Annotated in this window: 15 protein-coding genes; 10 read left to right on the top strand and 5 right to left on the bottom strand. The window is 66.4% G+C overall.

The genetic code is table 11. From position 1 onward, the window contains the following. Positions 1–10: 10 nt before the first annotated feature. The 4 genes from FHR95_RS11690 to miaB all read right to left on the bottom strand — a co-directional run bounded on the left by FHR95_RS11690 (position 11) and on the right by miaB (position 3,900). The gene (locus FHR95_RS11690) at positions 11–880 is read right to left on the bottom strand and encodes a CorC family transporter (protein ID WP_040187825.1); all 870 of its coding nucleotides are present in this window, start codon (positions 878–880) and stop codon (positions 11–13) included. Next, entirely contained in the window at positions 877–1,389 is a 513-nt protein-coding gene (gene ybeY, locus FHR95_RS11695) for an rRNA maturation RNase YbeY (protein WP_183314510.1), read from the bottom strand. The genes FHR95_RS11690 and ybeY overlap by 4 nt, the downstream gene beginning before the upstream one ends. Then, the gene (locus tag FHR95_RS11700) at positions 1,386–2,483 is read right to left on the bottom strand and encodes a PhoH family protein (RefSeq protein WP_183314511.1); all 1,098 of its coding nucleotides are present in this window, start codon (positions 2,481–2,483) and stop codon (positions 1,386–1,388) included. Before FHR95_RS11700 ends, ybeY begins: the two co-directional genes overlap by 4 nt. Positions 2,484–2,556: 73 nt before the next feature. Beyond that, entirely contained in the window at positions 2,557–3,900 is a 1,344-nt protein-coding gene (gene miaB / locus FHR95_RS11705) for a tRNA (N6-isopentenyl adenosine(37)-C2)-methylthiotransferase MiaB (protein WP_040187822.1), read from the bottom strand. A 395-nt stretch (positions 3,901–4,295) separates the two neighbouring features. Between miaB and FHR95_RS11710 the strand changes: the two genes are divergently transcribed. After that, positions 4,296–4,925, top strand: a complete 630-nt coding sequence (locus FHR95_RS11710; RefSeq protein WP_040187821.1) for a TIGR04211 family SH3 domain-containing protein — start codon at positions 4,296–4,298, stop codon at positions 4,923–4,925. Positions 4,926–4,947: 22 nt separating this feature from the next. Next, a complete protein-coding gene (locus FHR95_RS11715; RefSeq protein WP_183314534.1) occupies positions 4,948–5,577 on the top strand; it encodes a class I SAM-dependent methyltransferase in 630 nt (209 codons plus the stop codon). Here FHR95_RS11715 and FHR95_RS11720 read toward each other — a convergent pair. Next, positions 5,574–6,164, bottom strand: a complete 591-nt coding sequence (locus tag FHR95_RS11720; protein WP_183314512.1) for a YajG family lipoprotein — start codon at positions 6,162–6,164, stop codon at positions 5,574–5,576. The genes FHR95_RS11715 and FHR95_RS11720 overlap by 4 nt on opposite strands. 132 nt (positions 6,165–6,296) lie before the next feature. Between FHR95_RS11720 and FHR95_RS11725 the strand changes: the two genes are divergently transcribed. The 8 genes from FHR95_RS11725 (at position 6,297) to trpC (ending at position 12,818) form a co-directional block, all read left to right on the top strand. After that, positions 6,297–6,722 (top strand): GNAT family N-acetyltransferase, encoded by a 426-nt coding sequence (locus FHR95_RS11725; RefSeq protein WP_183314513.1) that lies wholly within the window; start codon positions 6,297–6,299, stop codon positions 6,720–6,722. 150 nt (positions 6,723–6,872) lie between these two features. Then, a complete protein-coding gene (rpe, locus tag FHR95_RS11730) occupies positions 6,873–7,571 on the top strand; it encodes a ribulose-phosphate 3-epimerase (RefSeq protein ID WP_183314514.1) in 699 nt (232 codons plus the stop codon). A 5-nt stretch (positions 7,572–7,576) separates the two neighbouring features. Beyond that, positions 7,577–7,861, top strand: coding sequence for a GIY-YIG nuclease family protein (locus tag FHR95_RS11735; RefSeq protein WP_343065211.1), 285 nt, complete (start codon positions 7,577–7,579; stop codon positions 7,859–7,861). An 18-nt stretch (positions 7,862–7,879) separates the two neighbouring features. Beyond that, positions 7,880–8,545: a phosphoglycolate phosphatase gene (locus FHR95_RS11740; protein ID WP_183314515.1), complete on the top strand. Its 666-nt coding sequence runs from the start codon at positions 7,880–7,882 to the stop codon at positions 8,543–8,545. A gap of 283 nt (positions 8,546–8,828) precedes the next feature. Then, positions 8,829–10,316 carry an anthranilate synthase component I gene (gene trpE, locus FHR95_RS11745; RefSeq protein ID WP_183314536.1) on the top strand — a complete coding sequence of 496 codons (1,488 nt, stop codon included), beginning with the start codon at positions 8,829–8,831 and terminating at the stop codon, positions 10,314–10,316. Between the two features lie 52 nt (positions 10,317–10,368). Next, positions 10,369–10,953, top strand: coding sequence for an anthranilate synthase component II (locus FHR95_RS11750; RefSeq protein ID WP_040187815.1), 585 nt, complete (start codon positions 10,369–10,371; stop codon positions 10,951–10,953). Positions 10,954–10,983: 30 nt separating this feature from the next. Continuing rightward, a complete protein-coding gene (trpD, locus tag FHR95_RS11755; RefSeq protein WP_040187814.1) occupies positions 10,984–12,003 on the top strand; it encodes an anthranilate phosphoribosyltransferase in 1,020 nt (339 codons plus the stop codon). 8 nt (positions 12,004–12,011) lie between these two features. Further along, positions 12,012–12,818 (top strand): indole-3-glycerol phosphate synthase TrpC, encoded by an 807-nt coding sequence (gene trpC / locus FHR95_RS11760; protein WP_183314516.1) that lies wholly within the window; start codon positions 12,012–12,014, stop codon positions 12,816–12,818. Positions 12,819–12,848 lie beyond the last annotated feature (30 nt).

Genomic DNA, 12,848 nt, shown 5'->3' on the forward strand with positions numbered 1-12,848 from the left:
TGGGGCCGCGTCACTCCTCGCTAGTCTCCTCGCAGGGTTCGGCTTCGAGCAGGCGGATGCGACGGTTGTCGGCATTGAGCACCGTGAAGCGCCAGCCGCCGATCTCGGTGTGCTCGCCGCGGCCCGGCAAGTGGCCGAAGCGCTGCATCACCAGGCCACCGAGAGTATCGAACTCGTCGTCCGAGAAGCGGGTGCCGAAGCGGTCGTTGAAGTCCTCGATGGTGGTCAGGGCGCGAATCGCATAGCGCTCGTCGCCCAGTTCGCGGATATCGATCTCTTCGTCGATATCGTGCTCGTCCTCGATCTCGCCGACGATCTCCTCGAGGATATCCTCGATGGTGACGATGCCTGCCGTGCCACCGTATTCGTCCACCACCACCGCCATGTGGTTATGGGTGTCCTGAAACTCCTTCAGCAGGCTGTTCAGACGCTTGGATTCCGGCACGAACATCACCGGGCGCAGAACTTCGTCGAGTTGGAAGGGCGCGCCATTCCCCTGATCGGCACGTAGCAGCGGCAGCAGGTCCTTGGCCAGCAGGATACCCTTGACCTCGTCGAGGTTCTCGCCGATCACCGGATAGCGGGAGTGACCGGTCTCCAGTATCACCGGCAAGTATTCCTCGAGTGGCTGGTCGAGGGCGATGGCGGTGATCTGGGAACGCGGGATGAGGACCTCGCGTACCTGCTGATCACTGATGTTGAGGGCGCCCTCGATGATCATCATGGCGTCCTGGTCGAGCTTGAGACGGGAGCCTGCCTGACGCAGGAACTCCAGCAGTTCGTCGCGGGAACTGGGTTCATCGCTGTCGCTGGACAGGGCGCTGAACAGCTTGTCGAGCCAGGACTTGCTGGCCTGGCTGCTCGATCGGTCTTCGCTCATGCGTCGGCTCTCTCGTCCTCGGTATCGGAATCACGGTATGCCGGACTGGGGGGGAGATACGGATCGTCGATGCCCAGGCCTGCCAGGATGTCACGCTCGAGGGCCTCCATGGCCTCGGCCTCGCTCTCCTCCAGGTGGTCATGGCCCAGCAGGTGGAGCGTGCCGTGCACCACCATGTGAGCGTAGTGAGCGCGCAGCGATTTTGCCTGTTCGGCAGCTTCGCGAGTCACCACCGGGTGGCAGACGACCAGGTCGCCGAGTAACGCTAGATCGATGCCGGGTGGGCTCTCGAAGGGAAAGGAGAGCACGTTGGTGGGCCTGTCCCTGCCGCGATAGTCGCGATTGAGGGCCTGGCTTTCGGCGTCATCGACGAAGCGGATGGTCAGCTCCTGGCGCGTTTCATTGGCGTGGTGCGACAGCACGGCGGCCACCCAGGTCTCCAGATCGGCCTGAGTGGGCAGGTCGTGAGCCTCGAGCGCAACCTGGCGGTCGATGAGAGGAGAGCTCATGACTCGGTGCTTCCCGGGTCGTCGTGACGCGGCTTGTCATGCCGCGCGCGCTCCAGGCGTTCCTGGCGCAGTGTTTCGCGCTCTTCGCGACGGGCGCGCTCGGACGCCTCCTGTTCGGCCTCGAAGTGGTCGTAGGCCTCGATAATGCGCTGCACCAGGGGGTGGCGTACCACGTCCTTGGCGGCGAAGTGGGTCACGCCGATGCCCGGCGTTTCCTTCAGCACCTCGAGCACCTGGATCAGTCCCGAGGTCTGGCCGCGGGGCAGGTCGACCTGGGTGACGTCACCGGTGATCACCGCCGTGGAGCCGAAACCGATGCGGGTCAGGAACATCTTCATCTGCTCTCGGGTGGTGTTCTGACTTTCATCGAGGATGATGAAGGCATTGTTGAGCGTGCGCCCGCGCATGTAGGCCAGCGGGGCGATCTCGATCACCTGGCGCTCGATCAGCTTGGCCACCTGCTCGAAACCGATCATCTCGTACAGGGCGTCGTAGAGCGGGCGCAGGTAGGGGTCGATCTTCTGGGCCAGGTCGCCGGGCAGGAAGCCGAGCTTCTCGCCGGCTTCCACGGCCGGGCGCACCAGCAGGATGCGGCGCACCTCCTGCTGGTTGAGCGCCTCCACCGCCGCCGCCACGGCCAGATAGGTCTTGCCGGTACCCGCCGGGCCGATGCCGAAATTGATGTCGTGGGCGCGGATGCTCTGCACGTAGCCCTGCTGGTTGAGGCCGCGAGGCTTGATCAGCGTGCGTGGGGTGCGCAGCAGCACCTCATCGTCCGGCTCGCCACCCTCTTCCTCGTCCAGTGCCTCGAGGCCGGACTCCTGCAGGAAGAGGTGAACGGTGTCCGGTTCCAGGTCGCTGGCCTCGGTCTCACGGTAGAGGTGTTCCAGCACATTGGCGGCCGCCTTGACGCGGGGTGTCGGGCCGGCAAGCTGGAAGATGTTGCCGCGATTGCGAAGCGTGATGCCCAGGCGCGACTCGACCAGCTTGAGATGCTCGTCACGCTGGCCGCAGAGGTTGGCCAGGCGACGCGGGTCGTTGGGCTCGAGGTTCAGGGTGACGATACGATTGGCCGTGGAAGATGGCTGGCTCAAGTCAGGGAAATCCGTGCTGAGTGAATGTGGGTTCAGCTTACTGCCCCGGCACTGGCCGGGGCAATCGTGGCACTCAGAAGCGTGCGGGCGAGGCCAGCTCGCCACGCAGCGAGTTGGGCAGCGCCTCGCTGATCTCGACGTCGACGAAGTAGCCGATCAGCTCGACCGGATTGGCGGCCCGGAAGTTGACCACGCGGTTGTTCTCGGTGCGCCCGGAGAGCTGGCCCGGATCCTTTGGCGAGAAGCCGGTGACCAGGATGCGCTGGGTGGTGCCCACCATGCGCCGGCTGATCTGCATGGCCTGTTGGTTGATGCGCTCCTGGAGAATCGCCAGGCGCTGCTTCTTGGTCGCTTCCGGCGTGTCATCCTCGAGGTTGGCGGCCGGCGTGCCGGGACGTGCCGAGTAGACAAAGCTGAAGGAGTGATCGAAGCCGATGCGGTGGATCAGGTCCATGGTGGCCTCGAAGTCCGCCTCGGTCTCGCCCGGGAAGCCGATGATGAAGTCCGAAGAGAAGCTGATGTCCGGGCGCAGGGCACGGATACGTTCCATCTTTTCCACATACGCCTCGACGGTGTGGCCACGCTTCATGGCGGCGAGCACGCGATCCGAGCCGGCCTGCACCGGCAGATGCAGGTGGCTGACCAGCTCGGGGATCTCGCCGTAGGCTTCGATCAGGCTGTCGGAGAACTCCACCGGGTGGGAGGTGGTGAAGCGGATCCGGTCGATGCCTTCCACGGCCGCCACGCAGCTGATCAGCTCGGCCAGATCGATCTCGTCCCCCAGCTGGTTTTCGCCTCGGTAGGCGTTGACGTTCTGGCCCAGCAGGTTGATCTCGCGCACGCCCTGGTCGGCGAGATGGATCACCTCGTCCATCACCGCCTCGAAGGGGCGTGAGACCTCTTCGCCGCGGGTATACGGCACCACGCAGAAGGTGCAGTACTTGGAGCAACCCTCCATCACCGAGACAAAGGCAGTGGCGCCGTCGGAGCTCGGTTTGGGGAGGTGATCGAACTTCTCGATCTCGGGAAAGGTGACGTCGACCACCGAGATCTGGTCCTGGCGTCGCGAGTCGAGCATTGAGGGCACCCGGTGCAGCGTCTGGGGCCCGAATACCATGTCGACATGCGGGGCGCGCTTGCGCAGCGCCTCGCCCTCCTGGCTGGCCACGCAGCCCCCTACGCCGATCACCAGGTCGGGGTTGGCCTCCTTGAGCTTCTTCCAGCGCCCCAGCTGATGGAACACTTTCTCCTGGGCCTTCTCGCGGATAGAACAGGTGTTGAGCAGGATGACATCGGCATCGCGCTCGTCGTCGGTGAGCTCGAGCTGGTGGGATTCGCCGAGCAGATCCGCCATGCGCGCGGAGTCGTACTCGTTCATCTGGCAGCCGTGTGTCTTGATGAAGAGTTTCTTCGCCATAAGAATAGGTCGCGGCAGATGGCGCGACGATGCACCGGTGGATGGACGTTGGCAGGTGACCGAACGGCCACCTGGGACAGGACCAATAATTATACGCCCCGGCCGCCACCGGGGCCAGCGGTCGTCCGGCCCGTCTATGGTACGCTTGTGCCTTCAAGCAGCGGGCGCGGCGGCGCGCCCTGGTCAGAAAGTGACCGGCAGCGGCCAGGGGCGGTTGGCATGCCGGTTGCCGATGGCTTTCCAGCGGTTTTCCCGATGGTTGTCCACAGACGCTGTGGGTAACCCGAGACCATGAATCACTGCACCGCTGCCGCGGCCGGCAGGGACGGCCGCAGGTGGCATGCCTCCCGCCACAGAGCCGCGACATGCGGGCATTGCACAGCCAGGACAACGGCATGACGATACACAGACTCAAGATTCTGACAGTGGGTGTGGCACTCGCGACGCTCCCGACCCTGTTGCCCGCTCAGCAGGCGCCTGACGGCGCCGCCTGGGTGTCGGACGAACTGACGACATACGTGCGCAGCGGCCCCACCGATGGTTACCGGATCATTGGCACCCTGACGGCCGGCGAGCCGGTGACGGTACTGGAGACCAGCGGCGACTACAGCCGGGTGGAGGATGCCGACGGTGATGTCGTCTGGGTGCTCACCCGCGAGTTGCAGGAGGATCCCAGCGCCCAGGAGCAATTGCCGTTGCTGGAAGCCCGGGTGGAAGCGCTGACCGAGGAGCTTTCCGGCATCAACGCCACCTGGGAGAAACGCACCGCATCGATGACCGAGACTCTCGAGCTCCGTGAGCAGCGCATCGCCGAACTCGAGTCGCGCAATGCCGCGCTGGCCAGGGAGACCGATCAGTCGCGTGCCACCATTCGTGAGCTCCAGGCCCGCCTGGATACCCAGGAGGAGGACCTGCTGATGCGCTACTTCATGTATGGTGGCGGCGTCGCCGGTGCCGGCCTGCTGGTGGGGCTGATCGTCCCGCACCTGCCGCGTCGTCGGCGCAAGCGCGATCGCTGGTTCTGATGCCGCTAGGGCAGGGGGCATGATGGCCAACGAATGGCTTGAGCGCTGGCGCGAGGGGCGCATCGGCTTTCACCGTGACCAACCGCATCCGGCGCTGGTTCGCCATTGGCCTGGCCTGGGCGTGCGGGCCGGCAGCAAGGTGCTGGTGCCGCTGTGTGGCAAGAGCCTGGACATGCGCTGGCTGGCGCGCCATGACCATCCTGTGCTGGGCATCGAGCTGGCCGGGCAGGCCATCGAGGCGTTCGTCGCCGAGGGCATGGGAGAGGTGGCCCGCTACCGCCAGGCTGGCTTCGACATCTGCCGCCAGGGCAGTGTGGAGCTATGGCACGGTGACTTCTTTCACTTCCATATCGAGCAGGCGGCGGAGGTCGGCGCCTTCTATGACCGTGCCGCCTTGATCGCCCTGCCGGCAGCCACCCGACAGCGCTATGCCTTCCACCTGGCCCAGCTGATTCCCCCCGGCGTTCGAGGGCTGCTGATCAGCCTGACGCGTGGCCCTGGTGGACCACCCTTCCATGTGTCGGCCGACGAGGTGCGCGAGCTGTTCGCCCCGAACTTTCGCGTGACCCACCTGGGGGACGGCGAGCCGGAACCCAATGGATTTCGCGAGAGCGCCTGGGCGCTGGAGCGCCGCGGCCCGCTGGCCTCCTAGCGCGCCAGCAGGCGCCCCAGCTCCGGGTCGCGGAAGGCGCGGTCGAGACCGTCAGCGAGCAGCCCATTGACCATGCGGGTATTGGCCTCCTTGTCGGGGCGCACGGCATAGCTCTGGGTGCGGCGCGAGGTATAGGTGCCGGAATAGGTATCACCGTCGTTGATGGCTTCGGCGATCAGCACCGCCTCGAGCCTCGCCTCGTCGATGAGCGGGCGGCTCTCGCCACGCTCGTAGCCCAGGTGATCGAGGGTAAGCGTCAGGCTGGGGCGGTCCTCTGCGTGTTCGGTGGTGGGCGTAAAGCCCATCTCGCGCACGGCACGTTCCGCTTCTGCCTGCAGCCGCGGTACCAGTTGGTGGGCCTCGACGGTGATCACGGCCGTGGACATGGCACTGCCGGTGCGGGTGCCGATCACCTCGCTGTCGCGACCATCCACGGCCGTCACAGTGACCGCCTGACCGCTGCCGGTCTGTGGCACCGGCGCAGTGCGCTTGGGGTCGAGCTGCAGGTAGTGGGGGCTGGCACAGCCGGCCAGCCAGCCGCTGGCGAGAAGCAGGGCACAGGCGCCCAGAACGTGACGACGCTGCATGGAAGGTCTCCCGAGGGTGGCAGGGCCCAGAGTATATCCCCCGGTCCTGGTGGCGGGAACCGATGGCGGGAACCGGTGGCGCTCCCGCCCCTTCGAGAGGTTACACTTCAGGGAGTGCCACAGGAGTCGCCCATGATCCGAACCGCCACCCGTGAGGAGTTTCCGCAGCTTGTCGATATCTGGCTGCGTGCCTCGCAGCGCGCCCATCCCTTCATCGCCGAGGCCTTCTGGAACGCACGGGCCGATGACATGGCGCGTCGCCGCCTGCCGGCTTGCAAGGTGCAGGTGCTGGAGGCCGGGCGACGCGTGATCGGCTTTTGTGCCATGCGCGGGGAGCACCTCGAGGCGCTGTTCATCGACCCCGAGGTGCAGAGCTTCGGGCATGGCTCTGGCCTCATGGCCCACGCCATGGCAGGTCATCGGCACATCACCCTGTGGGTCTATTCCCGTAACGTGCGCGCCGTCTCCTTCTACCGACGCCTGGGCTTCAGCGTCGTCGATGAGCGGGAGGACGCGGAGACCGGGGAGCAGGAGTCGTTCATGGCCTGGTCTCGCTGACGACAGGGGGCATGGTCGCGAACGCGTATCCGTCTGCGCTGTGGGGTGGCGCGAACCGGCATGAGGGGTGAGGTCCTGACCCTCGCAGCGCTCTGGTAGAATGCCTCGCGATCGTGCCACTGCCTCCATACCCTGATGACGGATGACCCCATGAACGACACGACCCGCGACTTCCTCATCGCGCCTTCCATCCTCTCCGCCGATTTCGCCCGGCTGGGCGCGGAAGTGGATGATGTCCTGGCCTCGGGCGCCGACATTGTCCACTTCGACGTGATGGACAACCATTACGTTCCGAACCTCACGATCGGGCCGATGGTCTGCGAAGCCCTGCGCAAGCACGGCGTGACGGCGCCCATCGACGCCCACCTGATGGTCAGGCCGGTGGACCGGCTGATCGGCGACTTCGCCGACGCGGGGGCCAGCTACATCACCTTCCACCCTGAGGCCTCTGACCATATCGACCGTTCGCTGCAGCTGATCCGTGACGCGGGCTGCCAGTCGGGCCTGGTCTTCAACCCGGCCACGCCGCTCTCCTACCTCGACTACGTGATGGACAAGGTCGACATGATCCTGCTGATGAGCGTCAACCCGGGTTTCGGGGGGCAGTCGTTCATCCCCGGGACCCTGGACAAGCTGCACGAAGTGCGCCGCCGAATCGACGCGTCGGGTCGCCCGATCCGCCTGGAGATCGACGGCGGGGTCAAGGTGGATAATATCGCCGAGATCGCCCGGGCCGGCGCCGATACCTTCGTGGCCGGCTCGGCGGTATTCAAGGCGAGAAACGACGCGGATCCGAACCGCTACGACAGCGTGATGCGCGAGTTCCGCGATCGCCTGGCCCGGGCATAGGCGCCGTGGAAGAGGCGGCTGCCGCTCCCCGTTGGCATCTCTATGTGGTGGAGACGGCGGGCGGTGCCCTGTATACCGGGATTACCACTGACGTGGCCCGACGCCTGGCCGAGCATCGTGCCGGTCGAGGGGCCAAGGCGCTGCGCGGCAAGGGGCCGCTTAGCCTGTGCCATCACGAGCCGGTGGGCAGCCAGAGCGAGGCGCTGCGCCTCGAGGCCGAGATCAAGCGGCTTTCCGCCGCACGCAAGCGGGCCTGGCTGGCAGGCCGACAGGCCGGACGCGACGAGTGAGCAGCACAAGGAGAATACATGCACCCCATTCTTGACGGCATCGAGCTCGTCACCTTCGACCTGGACGGCACCCTGGTCGACTCCGTGCCGGACCTGGCCATGGCGGTGGATGCCGCCCTGACCGACCTCGGTCTGCCGCCCCCGGGCGAGGCGAGGGTGCGTGACTGGGTGGGCAATGGCTCACTCAAGCTGATGGAGCGCGCCCTTGAAGACGCCCTTGGCCGGGTGTCCTCGGACGCCCTGCTGACCCGGGCCCATCAGGGCTTCCTCGACCACTATGCCCGCGACCCTAGCGCCCATACCCGGCTCTATGGCGGCGTGCGTGAAGCGCTGGACGCGCTGCGCGACTGGGGCCTGCCCCTGGCGCTGGTGACCAACAAGCCGAGTGCCTTCATCGCACCGATCCTCGAGGCCCTGGGCCTGCAGGGGCATTTCGGCCTCTGCCTGGGGGGCGATAGCCTGGCGCAGAAGAAGCCCGATCCTGCGCCGCTGCGCCATGTAGCGGCCCACTTCGGCGTCTTGCCCGCGGCCTGCCTGATGGTCGGTGATTCGCGCCATGACATCGAGGCCGGACGCGCCGCGGGGTTCCGGACGCTGGCCGTGCCCTACGGCTACAATCACGGCGAGCCGGTGCTCCTGAGCCGCCCCGACGCCGTGGTTGAATCGCTGTGGGAACTCGTTTAGTGTGATTCAATCCCTGCTATGACCATGGCGAAACCGATAAGTTTTCGCTATTTCCCGGTGGCAGATCGTTTCGTCTTCGTTGGACCCGCCTCGATGGACAGTCGCATGACGCTGGTTGCTTCTCCATGCCCCGCCGCCGGCCGCTGCCAGGCTCGCGTCGGTTCTCGTTCGCCCCGCGGCCTACGCGGCGACTGGCGATGGTGACGCTCGCTCCCTGACGCGGCTTCCCGGCCGTGATGCCTTTCACCATCGTCGTTCTTCCCTTAACGAGGACCCGGGCATGATGACTCCCGAACGCTTCCGCCAGCTGGCCGACGCCGGCTACAACCGCATCCCGGTCACCCGCGAGGTGCTGGCCGATCTCGATACACCGCTCTCCACCTATCTCAAGCTGGCCGACGAACCCTGGACCTTCCTGCTCGAGTCCGTCCAGGGCGGCGAGAAGTGGGGCCGCTACTCGATCATCGGACTGCCCTGTCGCGAGCGTCTCGAAATTCGCGGTTTCACCGTCAGCCATTTCGTCGATGACGCGCTACATGGCGCCGCGGACGTCGAGGATCCGCTGGCCTGGATCGAGCAGTTCCAGACCCGCTTCAAGGTGCCGCGCCTCGATGACCAGCCGCGCTTCGACGGCGGCCTGGTGGGGTACTTCGGCTACGACACCATCCGCTATATCGAGCCGCGCCTGCGGAGCATCAAGAAGCCCGACCCGATCGGTGTACCGGACATCCTGCTGATGGTCTGCAACGACCTGGTGGTGTTCGACAATCTGTCCGGGCGCCTGACGCTCTGGACGCATGCCGACCCCGCCGAGCCGGAGGCCTACGCGCGCGCCCTGGACCGGCTGGAACGGCTGGAGATCCGCCTGCGCAGTGCCACTCTCAATACCATCAGTCCCGGCACCGGTCGCGCGGCGGTGGAGGAGGGGCACTTCACCTCGGGTTTCACCGAAGAGGGCTTCAAGGCGGCCGTGGAGACGATCAAGGAGTATGTGCTGGCCGGCGACGTCATGCAGTGCGTTCCCTCCCAGCGCATGTCGATCCCCTACCAGGCGCCGCCGCTGGACCTCTACCGCGCCCTGCGCAGCCTCAACCCCTCGCCCTACATGTTCTACCTGAACCTGGGTGATCATCAGGTGGCGGGCTCCTCGCCGGAGATCCTCACGCGGCTGGAAGACGGCGAAGTCACGGTGCGGCCCATCGCCGGCACGCGCAAGCGCGGCCACAGCGAGCAGGAGGACCGCGCCCTGGAGGCCGATCTGCTGGCCGATCCCAAGGAACTCGCCGAGCACCTGATGCTGATTGACCTGGGACGCAACGACGTCGGCCGCATCAGCGAGACCGGCTCGGTGGAGGTGACCAACCGGATGGTGGTCGAGCGCTACTCCCATGTGATGCACATCGTCTCCAACGTGGCGGGGCGCCTCAAGCCGGGCCTCTCCGCGATGGACGTGCTGCGCGCCACCTTTCCGGCGGGCACCGTGTCCGGCGCGCCCAAGTTCCGGGCACTCGAGATCATCGACGAGGTGGAGCCGGTCAAGCGTGGCGTCTACTCCGGCGCGGTGGGCTATCTCTCCTGGCACGGCAACATGGACACCGCCATCGCCATCCGCACGGCGGTGATCAAGGATGGCCAGCTGCACGTCCAGGCCGGGGCGGGCATCGTCGCCGACTCCGTGCCCGAGATGGAGTGGCAGGAGACGCTCAATAAGGGCCGCGCCCTGTTTCGTGCCGTGGCCATGGCCGAACGTGGCCTGGATAACCTCGAGTGACCCCTGATTCCTGTCGTCCGGCGCTGGCCGGGCGCGTGCCGGAGAGCCTGCCATGTCCGTGCTGATGATCGACAATTACGACAGCTTCACCTTCAACGTGGTGCAGTACCTGGGGGAGTTGGGCGCCGAGGTGGTCACCCACCGTAACGACACCATCACCCTGGAGGAGATCGAGGCCCTGGCGCCGAGCCATCTGGTGATCTCGCCGGGGCCCTGCACGCCCGACCAGGCCGGCATCTCCATGGCGGCCATCCATCGTTTCGCCGGGCGGATTCCCGTGTTGGGCATCTGCCTGGGACACCAGGCCATCGGCCAGGTGTATGGTGGCAAGGTGGTCCGCGCGCCCCAGGTGATGCATGGCAAGACGTCGCGCATCCGCCATCTCGGCCAGGGCGTCTTCGCGGGCCTCGAGGACCCGCTGGAGGTGACGCGCTACCACTCGCTGGTGGTGGAGCGCGAGAGCCTGCCGGACTGCCTCGAGGTCACCGCCTGGTGTGACGACGATGATGTCACCCCGGGGCTGATCATGGGGTTGCGCCACCGGGAACTGGATGTCGAGGGGGTGCAGTTTCACCCGGAGTCGATCCTGACCCGCCAGGGCCACGAGCTGCTGGCCAACTTCCTGAAACGTCGCTGAACCGTGCCCATGCCAGAGGAGAGCAACGTCATGCAGATGCGAGAGGCCATCGGTGCGGTGATGCGCCGTGAGAATCTGAACTTCGCCGAGACCCACGAGGTGATGCGCCAGATCATGACCGGCGAGGCCAGCGATCCCCAGATTGCCGCCTTCCTGGTCGGCATGGCCATGAAGGGCGAGACCGCCGAGGAGATCAGTGCCGCCGCCCAGGTGATGCGCGAACTGATGAACCCGGTCCGGCTGCAGGCCGACAACGTGGTCGACATCGTCGGTACCGGCGGTGATGGCGCCAACCTCTTCAACGTCTCCACCGCGGCGAGCTTCGTGGTGGCCGCGGGTGGGGCTCATGTCGCCAAGCACGGCAACCGCGGGGTCTCCTCGTCGTCGGGCAGTGCCGACCTCTTCGCGGTCGCCGGCATCAACCTGAACCTGGACGCCGAGCAGGTAGGACGCTGCATCGAGCGGGTGGGGGTGGGCTTCATGTTCGCCCCTAACCATCATCCGGCGATGCGCTACGCCGTGGGCCCGCGTCGCGAGATGGGGGTGCGCACCCTGTTCAATATCCTGGGACCGCTGACCAACCCCGCCGGCGCCCCCAATCAGGTGCTGGGGGTCTATGCGCCGGAACTGGTGCCGCTGATGGCCGAGGTACTCAAGCGCCTGGGCAGCGAGCACGTGCTGGTGGTGCATGCCGAGGACGGCCTCGACGAGATCTCGCTGGCGCAGCCGACGCTGGTGGCCGAGCTGAAGGACGGTGAGATCCGCGAGTACACCATCGCGCCCGAGGACTTCGGCATTGCTCGCCAGTCGCTGGACCCGCTGCGGGTGAAGACCGCCGAGGACAGCCTGCGCCTGGTCGAGCAGGCCCTGGTGGGCGAAGGCCCGGCGGCGGACATTGTCGCGCTCAACGCCGGGGCGGCCCTCTATGCCTCGGGCGTGGCTGACAGCCTCAAAGAGGGCGTGGCCATGGCCCAGGACGCCCAGGGATCCAAGCTGCCCCTCGAGAAGCTCAAGGAACTCGCCAATTTCACTCGCGTGTTTAACCTGTGAGGCCCGACATGTCCGAGACTCGTTCCCTGCCCACCATCCTCGAGCGCATCCTGGCCCGCAAGGAGGAGGAGGTCGCCGAGCGGCGCCGCGTCGTCTCCGAGCAGGAGCTGCTGCGACTGGGCGCCGAGCAGCCCGAACCGCGAGGCTTCATCGCCGCCCTCGAGCGCGCCATTCAGGCCGGAGATCCGGCAGTGATCGCCGAGATCAAGAAGGCCTCTCCCTCCAAGGGAGTGATCCGCGAGGACTTTCGCCCCGGCGAGATCGCCGCGAGCTACGCCGAGGGCGGTGCGGCCTGCTTGTCGGTACTTACCGATGCCGACTTCTTCCAGGGCCACGAGGACTTCCTGATCGAGGCCCGCGAGGCCTGTACGTTGCCGGTGATCCGCAAGGACTTCATCACCCACGGCTACCAGGTCAGCGAGGCGCGCGCCCTGGGCGCCGACTGCATCCTGCTGATCGTCGCCGCCCTGGACGATGCCCGAATGGCGGACCTGCATCGCCAGGCCGCGGCGCTGGGCATGGACGTGCTGGTGGAGGTGCACGACGCCCTGGAACTCGAGCGGGCCCTCAAGCTCGACCTCGCCCTGGTGGGGATCAACAACCGCGACCTGCACACCTTCGACACCCGGCTCGAGACCACCCTTGAGCTGCTGCCGCGGATTCCCGCTGGCGTCAGCGTGGTCACCGAGTCCGGCATCCATACCCGCGACGACGTGCTGCGCATGCGCGAGCATGACGTCAACAGCTTCCTGGTCGGCGAGGTCTTCATGCGCGAGGAAGACCCCGGCCAGGCCCTGCGGCGACTGTTCTTCTGATCATTCCGCGCCAACGATAACGGGCAGCCT

It is taken from the genome of Halomonas fontilapidosi (assembly GCF_014192285.1).
Lineage (GTDB): Bacteria > Pseudomonadota > Gammaproteobacteria > Pseudomonadales > Halomonadaceae > Halomonas > Halomonas fontilapidosi.